Raw genomic sequence first — 20,610 nt, forward strand, 5'->3', positions numbered from 1 at the left:
GTCTTGCTTGCTTCAACTGCCCTTGCGCAGCGACCTGAAGGCGACGCGGAGCTCGGACGTCAGGAGCTTCGGCTGCTCCCAGGCGGCGAAGTGGCCGCCCTTGGGCAGCTTGTTGTAATGGATGAGCTTGCGATAGGCCCGAGTGGCCCAGCTCAACGGCGCCTCATAGAGCTCGTCCGGAAAGACACTGACGGCCACGGGGATGGTGACGTTCTTCGGCGCAAAGAAGGCCAGCTTGCTCTCCCAATAGAGACGCGCCGCCGAGATCGAGGTGTTCGTCAGCCAGTAGAGCGTGGCATTGTCGAGAATGTCATCGCGCGTCAGTCCTTCGGGATGTCCGTCGAAAACGCGGGCGATCAGCTGATAGCTCTTTTCGTCATGATCGATCATCCACGCCGCCATGCCGACCGGTGAGTCCGCGATCCCGTATAGTGTCTGCGGCCGGTTGCCCATCTCGATCGCATAGCCAAGACCGTGCTTGTAGAAGGTGTCGAGCTCGTCATAGGCCTTCCGCTCTTCGGCCGAGAGGCCGGCGGGCGGCGGGCCGCCGTCATGCAGGGCTTTTGCCACATCGTCGGGAACGGTCGCCGGCATGTTGACATGGATGCCGAGCAGTCCCGGCGGCTTCAGCAAAGCCATTTGCTCCGTCACGGCATCGCCCCAGTCGCCGCCTTGCGCCACATAATGGGTGTAGCCCAGACGCTTCATCAGCACCACCCAGGCGCGTGCGATGCGCTGGGGATCCCAGCCGGTCGCGGTCGGCTTGGCTGAGTAGCCGTGGCCCGGCAGGGACGGTATGACCACATCGAACGCGTCCGCGGCACTCCCACCATGGGCCGTGGGATTGGTCAGCGGATCGATGAGCTTGAGCTGCTCGAGGATCGAGCCCGGCCAGCCATGCGTGATGATCACCGGCAGTGCATTCTCGTGCTGCGACTTCATGTGAATGAAATGGATGTCGAGCCCGTCGATCTCGGTCATGAATTGTGGAATGGCACTCAGCCGCGCCTCGATCCTGCGCCAGTCGTAATCGCTCGCCCAATAATGCGCGAGCTTCTGGATCGTCGCGAATTGCACGCCTTGTGATGAATCCCTAACCGTTTCCGCCTCGGGCCACTTGGTCGCCGTGATGCGCCGGCGCAGGTCGGCGAGCTCGTCATCCGAGACCTTCACGCTGAAGGGCCGGATCGCGTTGGGGTCGGTGGCCGCCACCGCCTCGGATGTGGCAAGGGCCGCCATCCCAAGACCGGCAGCAGCGGTGGACGTGGCAAGCAAAGCACGACGCGTAAGTCCTGCGGATTGGTCGGTCATGATGTCCTCCTCGGATTCGATGGGCCTTACTGCCGCAGCTCATCTGACGCCGGGCAGTGTGCGCCGGGCGCCGCTGCAAGGGGAGTAAATGGTTGTAAATTTTCGTTAGCCGGGGGTGAAAAGCTTGAATTGCAAGGCTGAATCTGGCGGTCGCTTGACAAATCCGCTTATCGCAATGCCTGCAAGAGATTGTGCGCCGCAATAAGATCGGCCGTACCGAAGCCTTCATGAAAGCGCGCATAGATCGGGGCCAGGAGATCGCGTGCCGCTTCCGCGCGTCCCTCCTCCCGCCACCGTCGCGCCAGGCTTGTCGCCGTGCGCAGTTCCCACGCGAGAGCCCCTTGACGGCCGGCCCAGGCGAGCGACTGCATCATATGCTGCTCCGAGGCCTGCGCCGCATGCGCTCCACCCTCCTTGAGCACGATCTGTCCCTTGATGCGAAGAAGTTCGGCCAGGCACCACAGTTCCTCATTGTGCCTGGATCGCTCCAGGGCTTTGTCGATAGCCGCAACGCCTTGCGCCACTTGGCCTGCATTGGAGAGAGCTTCGGCCAGTTCGCCAAGGAAGGCCGTGTAGCGCAACGCGAAGCGTGCCGGCGGAAGCTCGCTGAATGCCTTGCGAAGCTCTTCGAGGCCGAGAGCCGGATCACCGCTGCGCGTCAGGAGAAGCCCGTGAAAGCAGCGCCCCCATATCTCCCACATGTTGAGCGCATTCTTGGCCGCGGTGGCGAGCAACAGGGCGATGAAGCGGTGGGCTGCCTCGAGATCGCCGGTCAGAAGGGCGATCGGACAGGCGGCCTGTGCCAGGATGTTGCATAAGGACATCGCGTGGCCGAGCGCGGTCGCTTCCTCTACGCCAGCCTCTGCGGTGCGCATGGCCTGATCAGGCAGTCCCTGCAGCCAGAGGATCTGCGCCAGGGTCATTTCGGCGGTGATCCGCTGGTCGAACTGGAAGCGAATGACATGCGAGCGGCGGAGCGGGGCCACATAGCTGCCGAGCATGCGCTCGATGTGCCGGCGCGCATCGGCCAAGTCCCCCAAAAGGTGCAGCGAAAAGCCGATCATCCGATCCCCGACCGACTGGTCGGCTGACGCGGACGCGTTGGCGGCCAGGTCGCGGAACTTCCGGGCCAGCTCCAGGGCAGCGCGATGTTCTCCTCGGTTGAAATGATCGATCCACGATCCCCACAGGGCCTTCAGGCGATAGTCGATGTCGTCGAGCTTTTCGGCGATCTCGAGGGTCTGGGCCCAGATCGCCCCGATTTCGCGGACGCCCCGCCCGCCACCTTCATTCCCATAGAGCAGCGTCGAGCCGAGCGCCGCCAGAAGCTGCATATGGCGGCGCGTGCCATGGCTTTCCGGTGGCAGGCCTGCAAGGGCCTGCTCCACGCGCCGGCGGCATTCGTCGATCAGCGAAAGATAAGTCCACAGGGGCTCGGCGGCGATGGTGAGCGCCGCACCGATCGATCCATCGCCGTCGGGTGAGAACGTCCAGTCCAATGCCGCCCGCACATTGTCGATGTCCGCACCATAGACGGCGAACCATTCCTCGCTGGCCCTTGTCGACCATTCCATCTCGGCGCGCTCGAACAACTCCTTGTAGTGTTCCGCGTGCCGACGGGTGAACGGCTCGAGTTCTCCGCTCTCGATCAGCTTCTCGCGCGCATAGGCGCGCGTCGTGTCGAGCAGACGGTATCGGGCGGTGGTCCCCATGACATCGGCAGTCACCAGCGATTTCGCGACCAGATTGGCGATGGCCTCGACGGCATCCGAGGCGGCCATGTCCGCCTTGGCGGTGACGGCGCTCGCGGATGGGAGCGTGGCGCCGCCCGCGAATACCGCGAAGCGCCTGAAGATCACGCGCTCCCATTCGGGCAGCAGAGTATAGCTCCAGTCGATCGCGGAACTGAGCGTCTGATGCCGCGGCAGCGCCGTGCGCCGGCCGCGCAGGAGCAGACCGAAACGATAATTCAGGAGCTCGGCGATGCCGGCGATGCCGAACGTATCCACGCGACCCGCCACGATTTCGATCGCGAGCGCAATGCCGTCGAGCCTGCGGCAGATATCGACGACGAGCGGAGTGTCGCTATCGCTCAGCGTGAAGCCGTCGAGGCTTGCGGCGGCCCGTTCGACGAAGAGCTGGATCGCCGGAAACGCCAAGGCTTGCGCGGCCGTGAGGCCGGCGGGCGACAATGGCGTGGCGAGCGGCGACAGGCGATGCACCCGTTCGCCCTCGGCGCGCAGCGGTTCGCGGCTGGTTGCGAGAAGATGCACGCCGGGCGCCCCCTTTCGCAATGCTTCGGCCAGCAGGGCCGCGGTCTCCGTGACATGCTCGCAGCTGTCGAGAACGATCAGCATCTTCCTGTCCGCAAGGGCGGCGGCGAGGTCCGTGGCCGGGTCGTCGGTGCGAATCGGGAGGCCCAGCGCAGACGCAACCGCGCTTGCGACAAGCCCGGAATTGCCGATCGGTGCCAGATCGACGAACCGGGCGCCGTCGGCAAAGGACTGAGCCAGGGCATCGACCACCGCCAGCGCGACCGTGGTCTTGCCAATTCCTCCTGGTCCCACGATGGTGATGAAGCGCGATTGAACAAGCCGTGCTGCGATGAGGCGAACGGTATCGTCACGGCCGACGATGCGGGCAAGCGAAAGCGGGAGACCCTGCCCGGCACCGGATGCGGGCGATGGTTGCCCTGCCGCAGGCTGCCCTGCGGCGCGTTCGACCTGGGCCAGGAATTGATAGCCGCGGCCCGGGACATTGGCGATGTAGCGCTTTCCGGCCTGACCGTCGCCGAGCGCCCGGCGGATCGCCGCGACATGAACCCTGAGGCTGCCTTCCTCGACGAAGGTATTCGGCCAGACCCGGGCGATGATCTCGTCCTTGCCGACAAGCTCGCCCGAACGCTCGACGAGCATGATCAGGATATCGAGCGCCCGGCTGCCCAGGCGGACGGGTTGGTCGGACAAGAGCAGCAGCTTCCGGGCGGGGAGCAGGCGAAAGGGCCCGAACTCGAAAACGCCCGGCGGCGCAAGTGGAGCCTGATCGGTCACCCCTAGCTCCGTTCAACAAGGATTGGCCCCGGGGAAACCTAATGGAGGGCGTTAGTCCTGTCGACTCCGGCGGGTGTGTATCATGAACTCACCTTGTCCAGCGTGATCGGCAGGTCGCGCACCCGCTTGCCGGTCGCGTGATAGACCGCATTGGCGACGGCCGCGGCGACCCCGACGATGCCGATCTCGCCCAGTCCCTTGATGCCGAGCGGATTGACGAGATCGTCTCGTTCATCGACGAAGATCACCTCGATGTCGCCGATATCGGCGTTCACCGGCACATGATATTCGGCGATGTTGGCGTTCATGATGCGCCCGAATCTGTGGTCGATCAGCGTTTCCTCATGCAGCGCCATGCCGATGCCCCACACGACACTGCCCAGGATCTGGCTGTGGGCGGTCTTGGCGTTGAGGATGCGCCCGCCGGCGACGGCGCTGACCACGCGGGTCACGCGGATCACGCCGAGCTCTTCGTCCACTTTCACTTCCGCGAAGATCGCCGAATGGGTGTTGTGCGCATGTGAGCCGTCATCGGGAAATTCGGTGGTCTTCTCCTGCTCGATACGGTTCACGCCGGCATGCCGCAGGATATCGCCGACCGGCACGGCACGCGAAGCATCCTTGCTGCTCACCAGCCTGCCCTCGGCCAGCAGGACATCTTGCGGCTGAACGCTCGCGAACGGTGAATTCGGCAATTGCTTTGCCAGGCGCAGCAATTCTTCACGCACCGACGCGCATGTCGTGACGATCCCGTTCGACACCGAGGCCGCGATCCAGGATCCGCCCTCGACCGGCGAGCTCGGCAAGGTCGAATCGCCGAGCTTGATCGCAATATTCGCGATCGGCAGGCCCAGCATGTCGGCCGCGACCTGCGCCATGATCGTATAGGTGCCGGTGCCGATGTCGGATGTAGCACTGGACACTTCCGCATGCCCTTGCGCATCGAGCCCGACACGCACGGTAATGGGCACTTGCAAGGCTTCCCATATGCCGGTCGCCATGCCCCAGCCGACGAGATCGCCGCCGTCGCGCATCGAGCGCGCTACGGGATTGCGCTTGTCCCAGCCGAAAGCTTCAGCACCCTGCCGATAGCAATCGCGCAAGGCCTTGCTGCTATAGGGCCGATCGGCGATCTGGTCGCGATCCGAATAGCATTTGTAGCGAAGCTCGAGCGGATCGAGCTTGAGCGCCACGGCAAGCTCGTCCATCGCGCATTCCAACGCATAGACGCTGGAGGCGGCACTCGGCGCGCGCATATCGGCCGACGTCGCCAAATCGAGACGCGCGAGCCTGTGGGCATATTTCGCATTGGCGCAAGCGTAGAGGAGAGCCGACCAGCCCGTCTCCTGGCGATGAAATTCCTCATATTGCGATGTCACCGTGACCGCGTCATGGGTGATGGCCGCGAGGGTTCCATCGGCCTTGGCGCCAAGCTCGATCCGCTGGATCATGGCAGGCCGGTAACCCAGCTCATAGAGCTGCTGCCGGGTGAGCACGACGCGCACCGGGCGCTTCGTGGCCCGAGCTGCCAGAACCGCCAGCACGACTTGATATTGCGGGCGCAGCCCCGAGCCGAATCCGCCGCCCATGAAGGCCGACATGACGCGCACATCTTCCGGCTTCATGTCGAACACGCCGCACAGATAGCGCTGCACGTTCTGCACGCCCTGGGTCTTGTCATAGACGGTGAGCTTGCCGTCCTTCTCCCACATCACCGTCGTGGCATAGAGCTCCATCGGATTGTGGTGCTCGATCGGGACGTAGTATTCGGCCCGATGCTGCGTCTCTGCCGCGGCGAGTGCGGCATCGGCATCGCCACGGGCGGGCGGCGGCGCGAACATGGCCTCGAAGGGATTGGTCGGGGCTTTCGGCGCAACCGCATGGTCGCGCTGGCGGTATATGTCCGTGACATGCGGCTCACTCTCATAGTCCACCCGCACGAGGGACGCCGCGAAACGCGCGATCTCCGGCGCTTCGGCGACGACCAGCGCAATAGGCTGGCCGTTGAACATGATCCTGTCGTCATAGAGCGGCCGAAAGGGCGACCCGGCGGGCGCGGCATCGTCGTGATAGGCCTTATCGCTATTCGCCATCGCCGGCCGATTGTCATGCGTGAGCACGTCGATCACGCCCTCGACGCCGAGCGCCGCGCTTGCGTCGATCCGCGTGATGCGGCCCTTGGTGATGGTGGAAGTGACGACGCTGCCGTGAAGCAGGCCCGGGGCAGTAAACTCGGCGGCGTATTTGGCGGCGCCGGTGACCTTGGCGTGGCCGTCGATGCGAGGTATGGCGGCGCCGACATAGGGCTTGCCGTTGCCCGGCGTCAGGGCCTGCTGCGTCGCTGTCGTCATTGGCGTTGTCTCCTCTGCCTTGGCCCATGTTCCGTGACCGAGGGCTCCCAGCGCGACTGCACCTTGCAGGACGTCGCGGCGGCTGATGTCTGTCGTCATTCAAGCCTCACATGATCTTCTTGCTGGATTGCACTTGCGGCGTGCCGCGCGCGGCCTGGGTCAGCGTCCGGATGATCCCGCGGCGGGCGAGATCGATCTTGAAGGTATTGTGCGGGTACCCCTTGGCACCGTGCAGCAGGATATCGGCTGCGCGACGAAAGGCGGCGGCATCGGCGGTCTGTCCGCGCAAGCTCGCCTCGGCCTCCCGGTCGCGCCACGGCTTGTGCGCGACGCCGCCCAAGGCCAGGCGGGCTTCGGTGATCTTGTTGCCGTCAAGCTCGAGCGCGGCGGCGATCGATACCAGGGCGAAGGCATAGGAGAGGCGGTCGCGGATCTTGAGATAGGAGTGGTTTGCCGCGAAGCCTTGCGCCGGAAGCTCGATCGCCGTCAAAATCTCGTCACTGTGCAGATTGGTTTCGTGTTGCGGCGTATCCCCTGGCAGTCGGTGGAAGTCCGAAAAGGCGATGACGCGCTCCCCTGCCGGTCCCCGTGCATGGACCTTGGCATCGAGAGCGACGAGCGCCACGCACATGTCGGAAGGGTGCGTTGCGATGCACGCGTCGCTTGCACCGAGGATCGCATGCATGCGGTTGAGCCCCTCGATGGCCGAGCATCCACTGCCGGGCTCGCGCTTGTTGCAGGGTGTGGCGGTGTCATAGAAATATGGGCAGCGGGTCCGCTGCAGCAGGTTGCCGCCGGTCGAGGCCATATTGCGCAATTGCGCCGATGCGCCGGCCAGGATCGCGCTCGCGACCAAGGGATAGCGTTCCGTGATCAGCGGATGATAGGCGAGATCGGAATTCGGCACGAGCGCGCCGATGCGCAGTCCGCCATCGGCCGTTGCCTCGATGGCCTTGAGCGGCAATCGCGAAATGTCGATCAGGCGCGAGGGGCGTTCGATATCTCCCTTCATGAGGTCGATGAGGTTGGTGCCGCCCGCGATGAATTTCGCTGATGGATCGGCGGTGATGAAGCGCATGGCCTCGGCGACGTCGCTCGCCCGCTGATATTCGAAATTGATCATGACTGTCCCATCGCTTGCTGGATCGCCGCCACGATATTGGGATAGGCGCCGCAACGGCAGATATTGCCGCTCATGAGCTCGCGTATTTCTTCGGCCGTCTTGGCCTTGCCTTCGGCGATCAGGCCCGTAGCCGAGCAGATCTGTCCGGGCGTGCAATAGCCGCACTGGAAGGCGTCATGATCGATGAAGGCCTGCTGCAGGGCATTGGGCGTGCCGTCTTCGCTCAATCCCTCGATGGTGGTGATCCTGGCGCCATCCTTCATGACGGCAAGCGTCAGGCAGGAGACGACGCGCCGTCCGTCGACCAGCACCGTGCAGGCGCCGCATTGGCCATGGTCGCAGCCCTTCTTGGTGCCGGTCAGATCGAGGTGGTCGCGCAAGGCATCGAGCAGCGTCGTCCACGGCGATGCGTCGAGTTCCCTTTCGACGCCGTTGACGATGAGTGTCGTCCGGATCCTCGGCGGTATCGGGATGGTGGGCTGGGTTTTGCCTGTTTGCGCCATTTTTTCAACTCCGCGTTTCTCAGATGTGGCCAGCATGCGCCGCGGGCTCGGAGGGTGGGAGTTAATGGTTGTAAATTTTCGTTATTCGGGTTGAAGCGCGCCAACCGCTTCCTGGACGCTGGCGATGAGGGCTTCCCTGAGGGCACGAGCGGGGTCTGCATTCGGATCCAAGCCGTGCCGCTCGAAGATCCATTTGGGATCGTTGTAAGAGAGCCAGGTTGCTCCGGACGGGTCCCGCCAAATCATGGCTCTCAGCGGCAGGTCGATGGCCACTGTCCGGGCGACCTGCATCAGCGGCGTTCCCATATGGGGATCGCCGAAGAGGATCACGGCTGTCGGCCAGAGCGTCAGGCCGGCCCGGTGGGCGGCGGCAGCATGATCGATACGGGCAAAGACGGTCATTCCGCGCGCCTCGATCGCAGCCGCAAGGCGCTTTATCGTTTCATCGGGCCCGAAGCCGCTGCTTTGCGTCTTGAAGCCGGCGATCTCCATTCTCATCCTCTTCTCGCTGGATCCCCCAAGCGAGCATGCCTGCAGTGCAGCCGGGGGCAGAGTTAATGGTTGTGAATCTTCGTTACCCAGGTAGAAGTCGTTGAATTCCAAGACCGAAGCGGCGTTGCGCCCCCGGGGAAATCACAACCCTGGCATCGGCTGGATTCAGCAGGGATGTGGGAGTAAAATTGAAGTATAAATCCGTCGCGACTTGTCCTCACGGAGTTGTTCAAAAATACGAAATGCCGGACGAGGACAGGATTTCAACCGATCATTGCATTTCCTTCGGGTCATTCGAGTTTTTCCCCGTGCGGCAGCTTTTGCTCGACGCCGGCAAGCCTGTCCGTATCGGCAGCCGGGCCTGCGACATCCTGCTGGCCCTGGTTGAGAAGCAGGGCCAGATCGTCAGCAAGCAGGAGCTGCTGGCGCGGGTCTGGCCGAACATCTTCGTGGAAGAGGGCAATCTCAGGGTTCATGTCGCGACCTTGCGCCGCGCTTTGGGTGATGGTCAGGACGGCAAGCGCTACATCAGCAACATTGCCGGCCGCGGCTATTGCTTCGTCGCCCCTGTCAGCACGACGCAGGCGAGCGCAGCCGTCGTGCCGGCGGAGCCAGTGGACAGGCCGGCGGGCATGCCGGTGCCGCTCGCCCGCATGGTCGGTCGCGCCGATATCGTCGCAGACCTTGCCGAGCGGCTGAGACAGCATCGGTTCATTTCGATCGTCGGTCCCGGAGGCATCGGAAAGACGACCGTCGCCATTGCCATCGCGGATCGCGTTCTGGCCTCGGTCAAGGACGGTGTCTGTTTTGTCGATCTTGCCCCGCTGACCGACCCGCAGCTCGCGGCATCGGCGCTCGCAGCCCAGCTCGGCGTCGCGGTGCGCTCCGACAATCCCTTGCCGCACCTCATCCAGTTCCTGAAAGAGAAGAATATCCTGATCGTGCTCGACAGCTGCGAGAATGTGATCGAAGCAGCGGCAGTCCTCGCCGAGGAGATCTTCAAAGGCGCCAAAGGAACATTCGTCCTGGCGACAAGCCGGGAGAGCCTGCGCGCGGAAGGCGAGCATGTTTACCGCCTGGCGCCCCTGGGTGTTCCGGACGACGCCGCGAAACTCACGGCGGCCGAGGCCCTCGCTTTTCCTTCCGTTCAGCTTTTTGTCGAGCGGGCCCTCGCAAGCAGCGGCGATTTCGAGCTCACCGACAGGGACGCACCTATTGTGGCCGCGATTTGCCGCAGGCTTGATGGCATTGCGCTGGCGATCGAGATCGCGGCGGGACGCGTCGATGCTTTCGGCGTAACGGGCTTGGCGGCGCTGCTCAGCGATCGCTTCCAGCTTCTGATGCAAGGCCGGCGCACGGCTTTGCCGCGCCACCGGACACTGAGCGCGACCCTTGACTGGAGCTACTCCCATCTTCCTGACGCCGAGGGTCTGGTCCTGCGCCGTCTCGCCGTTTTCGCCGGCCCGTTCACGATGGAGTCGGCCAGCGCCGTCTTGGCAGGCACCGGCATCATGCCTGACAACGCGGTGGATGCCATCGCCAACCTGGTCGTCAAATCGCTCGTCGTGGCCGACACGGACAGCACGACGGCCTTCTATCGGCTGCTCGACACCACGCGCGACTATGCGCTGTTCAAGCTCGAAGAAAGCGGTGAGCGCGATCGGATCGCCCGAACTCATGCCGAGCATTACAAAGCCTTGCTGGAACGGGCCGAGGCCAGCTGGGAGACGCGGCCCGCGGCTGAATGGCTCGACCGCCATCGCCACCTCCTCGACAATGCAAGAGCGGCCTTGGATTGGGCATTTTCAGCTTCGGGCGATGCCGCAACCGGCGTCGCGCTCACCATCGCCACTATCCCACTGTGGTTTCAGCTGTCGCTCATCAGCGAATGCGCCGAACGCATAGACCGCGCCCTCGCCGCACCTGAAGCGAGCCGGAACAGCGACCGCGACATGCGTCTTCACGCCGCCCGCGCCTGGGCGCTGATGCAGACGACGGGTTTGGTGCCCGAGACCGAGGCCGCCTGGCAGCAGGTCCTCGAGCTCGCGGAACAGCAAGGTGACATCGATCATCAGCTCCGGGCGCTCTGGGGGCTGTGGGCGGCTCTTCTCAACCGCTGCGAATTGCGCACCGCTTTGACGATGGCGCAGAAATTCTCCGACCTGGCCGCCCGCCAGGCAAATGAGCAGGACCGCCTCGTCGGCGATCGCATGATCGGCTACCTGTTTCACCTCATGGGCGATCAGCAGGAGGCCCGGCGCTACATCGAGCGCATGCTGGACCATTACGAATCCCCGGTGATCGGCGCTGAGATCATTCGCTACGTCTTCGACCAGCGCGCCACGGCCCAGTGCTTTCTGGCGCGCATCTTGTGGCTGCAGGGATCCGCCGGTCAGGCGATGCGCCTTGTCGAGACGATGGTCGAAGGCGCGATTGCCGGCAAGAACGTGCTTTCGCTCTGCCAGATATTGGTCCAGGCCGCATGTCCGATTGCGTTCTATGTCGGCGATCTCAAGGCCGTGGAGCGCTATGTCACGATGCTTCTCGATCAATCGGCTCGCCAGGCCCTGGACTTCTGGCGGATCTACGGGCGCTGCTTCCATGCCCTCCTCGTCACCAGGCGCGATGGGATCGATGATGGCGTACTCATGCTGGGCGCGGCAGTCGATGACCTGCGCGACATTCAGTACGGCGTCTACTACACCATGTTTCTCGGTGAATATGCGGCAGCGCTCGGAAGCGCGCATCGGCCGCAGGAGGCGCTCGCGGCCGTCGACAAGGCGCTCGCCCGTTGTGAGCGCAATGGCGAGCGCTGGTTTCTTGCGGAATTGCTGCGCATCCGCGGCGAAATCCTGTTGCGCGCAGGTGATCCCGATGCCGCGCAGAAGGCGGAACAATGCTTCCTGGAAGCGATCGCCTCGTCCGAGCGCCAGGGAACCGCCGCCTGGCAGCTGCGTTCTGCTGTGAGCTTGGCGAAGCTTCACCGCGCCCAGGGCCGCGATGCGGAGGCGCAAGGCGCTTTATCGCGGGCCTTTGGAAGTTTCAGCGAAGACTTTGACACTCAGGATATGCGCGAGGCCAGGACATTGCTGACCGCTCTTTCGTGATTTGGAGAATTAACAACCTTTTACTCTGATCGGACGGCTGGCAAGTGTATGTTCCCACTCAGACAGGCTGAATGAAGAGAAAGGCCATCCCATGAAAACGGACACCGATGCCTCGGTCTTCAACAAGATTGGCGAACTCGTGGCGGAGGAGCAGCGGCTCTATAAGAAGGGCGAGCCTTCGGACGCTGACATAGAGAAGCTGCGCGGCATTGGCGTGCAGCTTGACCAGTGCTGGGATTTGCTCAGGCAGCGGCGCGCGTTGCGGGAATATGGCAAGGACCCGAGCGAGGCCCAGCTTCGCGACGCGCGAATTGTCGAGAAATATCAAGGCTAAAGAGAGTACCTCATTAGGGGTTCGATAGTCTCGGTCGCGCGGGCCGCGTCGCTGCCGCGCCTTTACACCTCTTAACAACAGTAAACTCGCTTTGTCGCCGCTCTTGTCCGATTCTCCCGGCGTGGAGGTTTCCGGAGGCGACGCGAATGAATGAACTGCTGTCCGACATCGTGCGTGCCCATGGCGGTTTCAGCCGCTGGCGCGCGCTCAATCGGGTGGAGGCGACGATCGTCACGGGCGGCGGCCTCTGGGCGCTGAAGGGGCTGGCTCAAGACCCGGACCCGCGCCGGATGACCGTGGACCTGCATCAGCAGCGCGCTTCCCTCAAGCCCTTTGGCGATCCCGACTGGCACACCGAATTTGCCCCCGACCGGATAGCGATCCGTCGTGGTGACGGCTCGATCGTGGCCGAGCGCGAAAATCCCCGCGCCGCGTTCACCGGCCACGACGTGAGGACGGCTTGGGATCCGCTGCACCGTGCCTATTTCAACGGCTATGCCTTGTGGCTCTATTTGACGACGCCTTTCCTTCTCGCGCGCGAGGGAGTCCGGGTCTATGAGATCGAGCCGTGGATCGAGCATGGCGAAACCTGGAGCGTATTGCGCGCGGAATTCTCCGGCATGATCGCAACCCATAGCGCGGTGCAGGATTTCTACTTCGGCGATGACCTGTTGCTGCGCCGGCATGACTATGCGGTTGATGTCGCCGGCGGATTTGCCGCCGCGCAGCTCGTCCACGACTATATCGGCGCGGACGGCATTCGCCTGCCCAGCAAACGGCGGGTCTATGTCTGCCGGTCCGACCGCAGGCCGGATCTCTCCACGCTGCTGGTCTCGATCGATATCAGCGACGTGCGGTTCTCATAACAGCCGCCGGCCGCGCCAAATAGGAACCTTGCCCCCCGTCAGGTGTTTGGCCCTGGTTCATAAAGGAGGCACCCAATGGACAGTAGGCAGCCTTCGCGATTGCGCAGCACGGCGGCAATAGACGGACATCCGCTCCACCCGCTTCTGGTCGCATTTCCGATCGCGTTCCTCATCGGGGCACTCCTGACCGATCTGGCTTTCCAGGGCACCGGCGATGCCTTCTGGGCGCGCGCCAGCGCCTGGCTGATCGGCTCAGGGCTGGTGAGCGGAGCATTGGCTGCCGTCGCAGGCTTCGTCGACTTCATCGCCAACGAGCACATCCGTTCGCTGAGCCTCGTCTGGTACCATTTCATCGGAAACGCGATTGCGCTCGCGCTCTCGGCAGTCAGCCTTTACCTGCGCCTTTCCGGTGACGCCTTAAGCGTGACCGGAACTGAGCTTCTGCTTTCCATCCTGGTGGTCGTGATCTTTGCCGTCACCGGCTGGCTTGGTGGAGAAATGGTCTTCCGGCACGGAGTGGGCATGGCCGGAGAGCGATCATCCGTCGGGGGGCGCCTCCAACCGAAAGGGAGTAACCCCAATGAAGGACGATCCTGAATTATCGCGCCGCCGATTTCTGGGCCAATGCCTGTCGGGCGCCGCCATCGTGGGAGCGACGACAGTCCCCGCCCAGGCATTGAACAGGATGAGCAAGACCGCCTCGCGTTATCAGAATCACCCGAATGGGGACCAGCGGTGCGGCCGATGCAGGTATTTCCAAGCTCCGGACTCATGCCAGGTCGTGCCGGGCAATATCAGCCCGAGAGGCTGGTGCAAATGGTTCCGCGCGCGCCGCGGCGGCGCCATGGAATATTAGGTTACGCCGCTCGGCGTAGGGAAAGGCACCTTGCCGCCGGCGTTCGCGGACGCGCCTGATGATGAGCACGGGGCAATTGGCGGCATCGGCGACGCGTCGCGACACAGGTCGCCGGAAGAGGCTCATGATCCCGTCGCAACGGCAACTCGCCCCGACAATGATGAAGTCGACCCCATGGAGATCCGCGCGGGCGATAATCGAATCGGCAACGCAGTTCGCGCGCTCGGTTTCACACATCACCTGGCTTACACCCGCTCGCCGCGCTCGGCGAAAGGCCTCGTCGAGATAGAATCTGACGTAGTCATCCGCCCAAAGATAGACCGGTGCGCCGCGCGGACTTGGCAGCACGGCCGGATTGACCATGTGGAAAACGAGCTTCGCCGACAACTGCCTGGCCATGTCGATCGCATAGTCGGCCGCCGTGGCGGAATGATCGGCGTCGTCTATCGCGCAAAGGATTTGAGAGACCATATGGCCTTCCTCGCCGTCTCTTCGTGACCCGGCTAGCCCGTTTCATGTAATTAACCAAAGCTTGGGGCGCGATCTGGTTCCCGGCTTCTCGGGGACGGAGGGAGCGACAGCGAATTGGACGAGCCTTTCAATATTGGTTTCCCCGGCCGATGCCTCGGCCACGATCCGGTCGGCGATGTCATGGCGTTCATTCTCGCCGATATAGCCCTTGCTCGCGATCACATGGGAGCAGGCCTTTCCCATGGCTTTCAGTATATAGGGCTCGCGAATGTCGCATGTCATGGCTAACCTCCCTTATGGTTGAGCCGATGGGTCTTGGTTTGGCCCAATGCGTCGCGCGCGGCATTTGTTCCAAAATTGCGGCCTTGCGACCGCCGCGTCGCTTGATTTGCGGGTTTCCGGCGCGGAGCGAAGCCGCTAATGTCCGCCTGTCCTCGACATCGATGATGGGAACATGACGGCAGAAGCCCAGGCGACCAATCCTCCTCACGTCATCATCATTGGCGCCGGGTCGCTCGGCCTGTGCGCGGCGGTCAGCCTCGCCGATGGGGGCGCCAAGGTGACCGTGCTCGAGGCGAAATCGATCGCCTCGGGCTCTACGGGCCGGTCGGTGGGCGTCGTCGGCACGCAATTCACCGATCCGGATGAAATCCTGCTGCGCCGCTATGCCTTCCAGCATTTCGCCCGCTGGGAAGACGCCGGATTGCACTTCAACCACATCGGCTATTTGCGGCTGGCCAGGACCACGGCACAAATGGCGCTGTTCGAGCGCTCGGTCGGGATGCAGGCGGAGGCCGGCTTCCGCGCCAAGCTCTATCAGGCCGACGAATTGCACCGGCTTGTCCCGCATATGGACGTGACGGGTCTTGCCGGTGGCATCTTCGGACCGGATAACGGCTTTCTCGATCCGCATGAGCTGTGCATGTTCCTCGCCGAAAGGCTGAAGAGCCTGGGCGGCAGGCTGCAGCAATATTGCACCGTCACCGGCGCCACGCGGCAGAAGGGCGGCTACCGGCTCGAGACCACGAAGGGTGTGGTCGATGGCGATGTGGTCGTGAACGCCGCCGGCGCCTGGGCCCCGCTTGTCGCCGAAATCCTCGGCCAGACACTGCACGTGCGTCCCGAGCGTCATGAGGGGGTCATGGTCCTGCTCGACCAGCCGCTCGACTATACGATGCCGATGGTCATGGATCTGGTGAATGGCGAAGGGACGGGATTGAATTTCCGCCATGAGAAATCGGGCGAGCTCATCGCCGAGATTCACAAGGTCGATTCGACGCGGGCCGAAAACCCGGATGACTATAACGAGCAATGCGATGAGGCGTCGAAAATCCACCTCGCCGAGCTTCTGCTGGAGCGGCTCCCGCATTTGCCGGGCGCAAGACTGGGGCGCGGCTGGGCCGGCCTCTATCCGGTGACCGCTGACCACCGGCCGTTCGTGGGCCCGATCGACGCGAGGGAGCCAAATCTCGTCACCGCTGCCGGTGCCGGCGGTTACGGCATTCAGCTCGCGCCGGTCATCGGCCAGATCGCGGCGGACTGGGCCCTTTATGGGGCGCCGGTCTCGACCCCAGGAATGGAAATTCTGGCGCCTTCTCCAGCACGCAACATCGCATGATCAAGGAGCAGTCCATGCAAGACACTTTCACTTTGCGCTGGGTTCTCGCCGCGGCATTGACGGCATTCCTGCTGCTTGGCGCGCTGTCCGTCGGCGCATCGGCGGACGGGTTTCTCGATCAGAAGCCGCGAATCGCCGTGATGTCAGCCTTCCAGCCGGAGTGGACGAACCTCAAGAAGGAGATCCAGGAGCCGACGGAATACATGATCAATGGCAACAGCTTCATCACCGGCAAGCTTGCCGGCAAGGACGTCGTCCTGTTCCTGAGCGGTGTCAGCACGGTCAATGCGGCGATGAACACGCAGATCGCGCTCGATCGCTTCTCGGTCACCACCGTCGTGTTTTCGGGGATTGCCGGCGGCGTCGACCCCGACTTGCATATCGGGGACGTCGTCATTGCCGATCGCTGGGGCCAGTATCTGGAGTCGGTGTTCGCGCGCGAGACGCCTGAAGGTTTCGTCATTCCCTCCTGGATGAAGAGTGAATTGGACGGCTTCGCCGGCTACGGCATGATCGTCCCGCGTTCGGTCGAGGTGACGCGGAAAGGCACCGGCACCGAATACCGTTTCTGGTTCCCGATCGACCCGGGCCTCTTGGACGTCGCCCGCAAGGTCGCGGCCAAGGTTCATCTCGATGCTTGCGCCGCGGATAAAAGTTGCCTGGCCAGAAAGCCTGAGATCGTTGTCGGCGGCAACGGCGTATCGGGTTCGGCCTTCATCGACAACGCCAAGTTCCGCGAATATGCGTGGTCGACCTTTCAGGCCAAGGTGATCGATATGGAAAGCGCCGCCGTCGCTCATGTCACCTATGCGAATGGCGTGCCGTTCCTCGCGGTGCGCAGCCTGTCCGATCTTGCGGGCGGCAGTGGCGGGCCCAACGAGATGCTGACCTTCATGGCCTTGGCCTCGCGGAATTCGGAGGCGGTCGTCAAGGCCATTGTGGCGGAAATGCCGTGACGGCGAGAGCTCATTCGGGCTTCTGCTTGTGCTGCGCCATCGTCTTCAGATAAGCGAGCACGTCGTCCATTAGAGCGTCCGGATCCGGATGCGAGGCGAAAGCGGGCATGGTGGCGTTGTAGCGGACCGACCGTGGGTCCATCAGCCATTTGCGGATCCACGCGTCCGACAGATATTCGGTGACGCTCATCGGGTAGTTGAGCTCGGGCGCCTTGTTGCCGCCTTCGCCGTTGATCGTGTGGCAGGCCATGCAGTTTTCCCGAAAGGCGAGAAATCCCTTCTTCGCCTTCTCTGAGGCATCCTTCGGCGGACTCAATCTTGGGAAGCGATCGGCGAAATTCACCAGATCGATGCCCACGACTTGATAGGGCCAGCCATTGGCGCCTTGGGCGCGGAGCTCATCTGAATGAAGGTTGTCCCAGACCAGGTAGAAGGGTCCGAGCGGCACATCCTTTTGACCCTCGAAGCGGTTTTGGACGTTGAACACATCCTGGTCCAGCCGCCGATAGGCGAGGGTGCCGAGATGCCGGCTGAAACGGTCCATGGGCAGGACGGGCTGGTAGCCGTCGACGCAAGTGAACAACACCTCGTCGATCTCCTTCCACTGCTCGCCATAGACCGCGCTGAAGAGCTTGCCGATATCGAAACCCTCATACGTCACGTTCTTGTCTTCATGCGGCTCCCAGACGGTGATCTCCGTTGTGGGCACCTTTTGCCTGAGCTCCGCCATGCTCAGCTCCACGACCGGCTTCCCGCGCACCGAGAAGCGCAAGACCGTGTCTTCCGAGGCGAAGGCGGGTGACGTCAGAAAGAGCATGGCCGCCAGCACCGGCCAGATTATTCGTGCAAGCCCCACGCAACCTCTCATGCGATTACTGCTCCAGTCTTGCGCCCGTTAACAAAGACCGTTCCTCGAGAATGCTGCGATCGAGCTCGGATAATGTCCTATGGCCCGAGAGACCGAGATTGGCGTCGAGATCGGCCGCCAGATTGGCGATCACGTCGCGGACGCCGGCTTCGCCCTGCAGGGCAAGGCCATAGGCGTAGGGACGCCCCAGCAGCACCGCACGGGCCCCGAGCGCCAGCGCCTTGATGACGTCGGCGCCGGTCCGGATGCCGCTGTCGAACAGAACCGGGATCTTGCCGTCGATGGCATCGACGATACCGGGCAGGGCGTCGAGCGCGCCGACGGCGCCGTCGACCTGCCGGCCGCCGTGATTTGACACGATCACGCCATTCATGCCGAGCTCCAGCGCGCGGCGCGCATCGTCAGGGTGCATGATCCCCTTGAGCACGATAGGAAGACGGGTCCATTCCCGCAGCCGCGGCAGATCCTCCCATGTCAGGTGGGGACGCGAGTAAAGAGCGATGAACTTCCTGATTGTCCTGACCCTCTCGGGGGTGGCCAGCAACCGCTTCAGGGACTTTCCCGGCGCGGCGCCGATGAGCTCAAGCGCGGACCGGATCAGACCGAGGCCAAGGGGCGGGCGCAATCCTTCCGGATCATGGCCGTCGACCTCGATGGCCGCGAAGACCGGATCACTGACATAGTTGGCTATGCCCCGTCCGGCCATGAAGGGCAGATAGCCGCGGCTGAGATCCCGCGGCCGCCAGCCGAGTTCGGTCGTATCGAGCGTCACGACAAGCCCGCTATAGCCCGAGGCCTCCGCGCGCGAGATGAAGCTTCTGGCGATCTCATCGTGCTGGGACCAATAAAGCTGAAACCACCGGCATCCTTCGCCATTGGCCTTGGCGATATCCTCCAGCGGATAGGAGGCCTGGCTCGAGGTGACGAAGGGAATGCCCTCAGCGGCAGCAGCGCGTGCCGCCGCGAGATCGGCCTCTCTGTGCGCCAGCTCGAGGACGCCTATGGGCGCCAGAAGCACCGGCAGCGGCAGACGCCGGCCAAACAGCTCGACCGACAGATCGCGCTTCGACACATCGCGCAGCACTCTTTGGACGATGCGGCGCCGGTCGAAGGCCTCACGGTTGGCGGCCATCGTGCGCTCGGCGCCGGCGCCGCCGGCGAAGTAGGCCCCGGCGCGGGCGCTCAGCTTGCGAAGTGCCTGCTGCTCCAAATCCCGGAGGATGACGGGAACCGCGCAATACTTTCCGGCAAAGCCGTCGAGATAGAGCCGCTTCTGGCGTAGCCGGCTTCTATTGACCACACTCCCCTCCCCTTGGGCGGCGTCCGATCAAGTCTCCTGCGATGAGCCCCGGTTCCCGATGATCGTCCTCGTCAGAGGATCAGGCAAGCCAATTTGGCCCATTAGCCCGGCTTGACGTCGCCGTGAGCCCCCGCTCATGGAGCCGCAGGCCCGGGGCCTTCCGGCGAGACACGCAGCACCTCGGGCGCGGTGTCCAGCCAGCCATACTGCTTCGACATCTCGCCCAGTATGTCGAACAGCTTTTTCGCGTCGGCGTGGGGCATGGCGATATTGTGCGACACGCCGGTGTTCTCGAGGGTTGCCGGATTCACAATCTCGAAATGGAAAAAAACGGCTTTTCCCCGCTCGGACGAGGCATTTGGGTTACAGACCACGAGGTCGGGCTTGAGAGTCATGACATTCCTCCTCCTCCGAGGCTCAACCACGGCAGCCAGAGCTTGTTCCCGCCCGGCGGACCAGCGAATATCTGGCCAGAAGGACGGTGGGTGAACAGCAATGACCGATGAAGACGTCTACCACAAGCAGCAGTTCGGCCAGAAGACGGGCTTCGGCAAGGCGCCGGCCCTGCTCCTCGTCGACTTCGTCAACGGCTTCCACGATCCCGAAATCCTCGGCGGCGGCAATATCCCCGAGGCGGTCATCGCCACAGTCCCGCTGCTCGGCTTCTTCCGGGACCGCAAGCTGCCCATCGTCTTCACCCGTATCGTCTATGCCGCGGACGGGTCCGATGCGAGCCTCTGGTGCGAAAAGGTTCCGCGCCTGCTCGGCTTGACCGAAACCGCACCGGCGAGCCAGATCGTCGAAACGCTGAGCCCGCATCCCGGCGAGTTGGTCATCCGGAAGACGCAAGCCTCGGCCTTTTTCGGCACCCACCTCAATGCCTGCCTGATCGCCAGGGGGTTGGACACTCTCGTGGTGGCGGGCTGCACGACGAGCGGCTGCGTGCGCGCCAGCGTGATCGACGCCATGGCTCTCAACTACCGTACGATCGTCGCCATCGACTGCGTCGGCGACCGGGCGCTCGATCCCCACAGGGCCAATCTTTTCGACATGGGCCAGAAATATTCCGATCTCAGGACAGCTCAGCAGATAATGTCCGAAATCTAGGGCGCATCGCATGGCGATACACGACTTTGGTGGCAGTCGCCGGTTTCCGGCTTTACAGGAAAGTGACCGAATCCTATTCTCCTCGGTGACGGCGAGAAATGATCGTCGACACCGCTCTCTTTCGCACTGAGCTGTCGCAAAAAGACGTGAGGATCTGAAGTCCTCCATTTGGTCTTTTGGTGGAAAGCAGGCGAGAAGCCCCCATGAAAACCCGCGCCGCCGTTGCCTTTGAGAAAGCCAAGCCGCTCGAGATCGTCGAGGTCGACCTCGAAGGTCCGCGCGAAGGCGAGGTGCTGG

General features: G+C 63.3%; 18 protein-coding genes. 7 read left to right on the forward strand and 11 right to left on the reverse strand.

The window, feature by feature from the left end; genetic code table 11:
- Positions 1–12: 12 nt before the first annotated feature.
- The 6 genes from DS839_RS15090 to DS839_RS15115 form a co-directional block, all read right to left on the reverse strand.
- On the reverse strand, positions 13–1,311 hold the full coding sequence (locus DS839_RS15090; RefSeq protein ID WP_119271179.1) for an epoxide hydrolase family protein: 1,299 nt from the start codon (positions 1,309–1,311) through the stop codon (positions 13–15).
- Positions 1,312–1,478: 167 nt separating this feature from the next.
- The gene (locus DS839_RS15095; RefSeq protein WP_119271181.1) at positions 1,479–4,361 is read right to left on the reverse strand and encodes an ATP-binding protein; all 2,883 of its coding nucleotides are present in this window, start codon (positions 4,359–4,361) and stop codon (positions 1,479–1,481) included.
- A gap of 80 nt (positions 4,362–4,441) precedes the next feature.
- Positions 4,442–6,712 (reverse strand): xanthine dehydrogenase family protein molybdopterin-binding subunit, encoded by a 2,271-nt coding sequence (locus tag DS839_RS15100; RefSeq protein WP_119271183.1) that lies wholly within the window; start codon positions 6,710–6,712, stop codon positions 4,442–4,444.
- A 106-nt stretch (positions 6,713–6,818) separates the two neighbouring features.
- On the reverse strand, positions 6,819–7,835 hold the full coding sequence (locus tag DS839_RS15105) for an FAD binding domain-containing protein (RefSeq protein WP_119271185.1): 1,017 nt from the start codon (positions 7,833–7,835) through the stop codon (positions 6,819–6,821).
- Entirely contained in the window at positions 7,832–8,338 is a 507-nt protein-coding gene (locus tag DS839_RS15110) for a (2Fe-2S)-binding protein (protein WP_162918540.1), read from the reverse strand. Before DS839_RS15110 ends, DS839_RS15105 begins: the two co-directional genes overlap by 4 nt.
- A gap of 81 nt (positions 8,339–8,419) precedes the next feature.
- On the reverse strand, positions 8,420–8,830 hold the full coding sequence (locus DS839_RS15115) for a DUF302 domain-containing protein (protein WP_119271189.1): 411 nt from the start codon (positions 8,828–8,830) through the stop codon (positions 8,420–8,422).
- Positions 8,831–9,138: 308 nt separating this feature from the next.
- Here DS839_RS15115 and DS839_RS15120 point away from each other — a divergent pair, with 308 nt between their 5' ends.
- The 4 genes from DS839_RS15120 (at position 9,139) to DS839_RS15135 (ending at position 13,734) form a co-directional block, all read left to right on the forward strand.
- Entirely contained in the window at positions 9,139–11,937 is a 2,799-nt protein-coding gene (locus DS839_RS15120) for an ATP-binding protein (protein WP_162918541.1), read from the forward strand.
- A gap of 91 nt (positions 11,938–12,028) precedes the next feature.
- On the forward strand, positions 12,029–12,271 hold the full coding sequence (locus tag DS839_RS15125) for a DUF2630 family protein (protein WP_119271193.1): 243 nt from the start codon (positions 12,029–12,031) through the stop codon (positions 12,269–12,271).
- Positions 12,272–12,417: 146 nt separating this feature from the next.
- The gene (locus tag DS839_RS15130) at positions 12,418–13,137 is read left to right on the forward strand and encodes a hypothetical protein (RefSeq protein WP_119271195.1); all 720 of its coding nucleotides are present in this window, start codon (positions 12,418–12,420) and stop codon (positions 13,135–13,137) included.
- A 75-nt stretch (positions 13,138–13,212) separates the two neighbouring features.
- Positions 13,213–13,734, forward strand: coding sequence for a DUF2231 domain-containing protein (locus tag DS839_RS15135; RefSeq protein ID WP_119271197.1), 522 nt, complete (start codon positions 13,213–13,215; stop codon positions 13,732–13,734).
- A gap of 172 nt (positions 13,735–13,906) precedes the next feature.
- On the opposite strand, the gene DS839_RS15145 is transcribed toward DS839_RS15135, so the two are convergent.
- Complete coding sequence (locus tag DS839_RS15145) at positions 13,907–14,464, reverse strand: universal stress protein (protein ID WP_119271201.1); 558 nt, start codon at positions 14,462–14,464, stop codon at positions 13,907–13,909.
- A 42-nt stretch (positions 14,465–14,506) separates the two neighbouring features.
- On the reverse strand, positions 14,507–14,746 hold the full coding sequence (locus DS839_RS15150) for a hypothetical protein (protein WP_119271203.1): 240 nt from the start codon (positions 14,744–14,746) through the stop codon (positions 14,507–14,509).
- 172 nt (positions 14,747–14,918) lie between these two features.
- Here DS839_RS15150 and DS839_RS15155 point away from each other — a divergent pair, with 172 nt between their 5' ends.
- Both DS839_RS15155 and DS839_RS15160 read left to right on the forward strand, forming a co-directional pair.
- Positions 14,919–16,082: an NAD(P)/FAD-dependent oxidoreductase gene (locus DS839_RS15155; RefSeq protein WP_119271205.1), complete on the forward strand. Its 1,164-nt coding sequence runs from the start codon at positions 14,919–14,921 to the stop codon at positions 16,080–16,082.
- Positions 16,083–16,096: 14 nt separating this feature from the next.
- Complete coding sequence (locus tag DS839_RS15160; protein ID WP_119271256.1) at positions 16,097–17,038, forward strand: 5'-methylthioadenosine/S-adenosylhomocysteine nucleosidase; 942 nt, start codon at positions 16,097–16,099, stop codon at positions 17,036–17,038.
- A 10-nt stretch (positions 17,039–17,048) separates the two neighbouring features.
- Here the strand turns inward: DS839_RS15160 and DS839_RS15165 are convergent, their stop codons facing one another.
- The 3 genes from DS839_RS15165 to DS839_RS15175 all read right to left on the reverse strand — a co-directional run bounded on the left by DS839_RS15165 (position 17,049) and on the right by DS839_RS15175 (position 19,601).
- Positions 17,049–17,894, reverse strand: coding sequence for a c-type cytochrome (locus DS839_RS15165; RefSeq protein WP_162918542.1), 846 nt, complete (start codon positions 17,892–17,894; stop codon positions 17,049–17,051).
- Positions 17,895–17,910: 16 nt separating this feature from the next.
- Positions 17,911–19,206, reverse strand: a complete 1,296-nt coding sequence (locus tag DS839_RS15170; protein ID WP_119271208.1) for an alpha-hydroxy-acid oxidizing protein — start codon at positions 19,204–19,206, stop codon at positions 17,911–17,913.
- Positions 19,207–19,340: 134 nt separating this feature from the next.
- The gene (locus tag DS839_RS15175) at positions 19,341–19,601 is read right to left on the reverse strand and encodes a hypothetical protein (protein ID WP_119271210.1); all 261 of its coding nucleotides are present in this window, start codon (positions 19,599–19,601) and stop codon (positions 19,341–19,343) included.
- Positions 19,602–19,701: 100 nt separating this feature from the next.
- Between DS839_RS15175 and DS839_RS15180 the strand changes: the two genes are divergently transcribed.
- Positions 19,702–20,313 carry an isochorismatase family protein gene (locus DS839_RS15180; RefSeq protein WP_119271212.1) on the forward strand — a complete coding sequence of 204 codons (612 nt, stop codon included), beginning with the start codon at positions 19,702–19,704 and terminating at the stop codon, positions 20,311–20,313.
- The last annotated feature ends 297 nt before the right edge of the window (positions 20,314–20,610 follow it).

Source organism: Taklimakanibacter deserti (assembly GCA_003574785.1).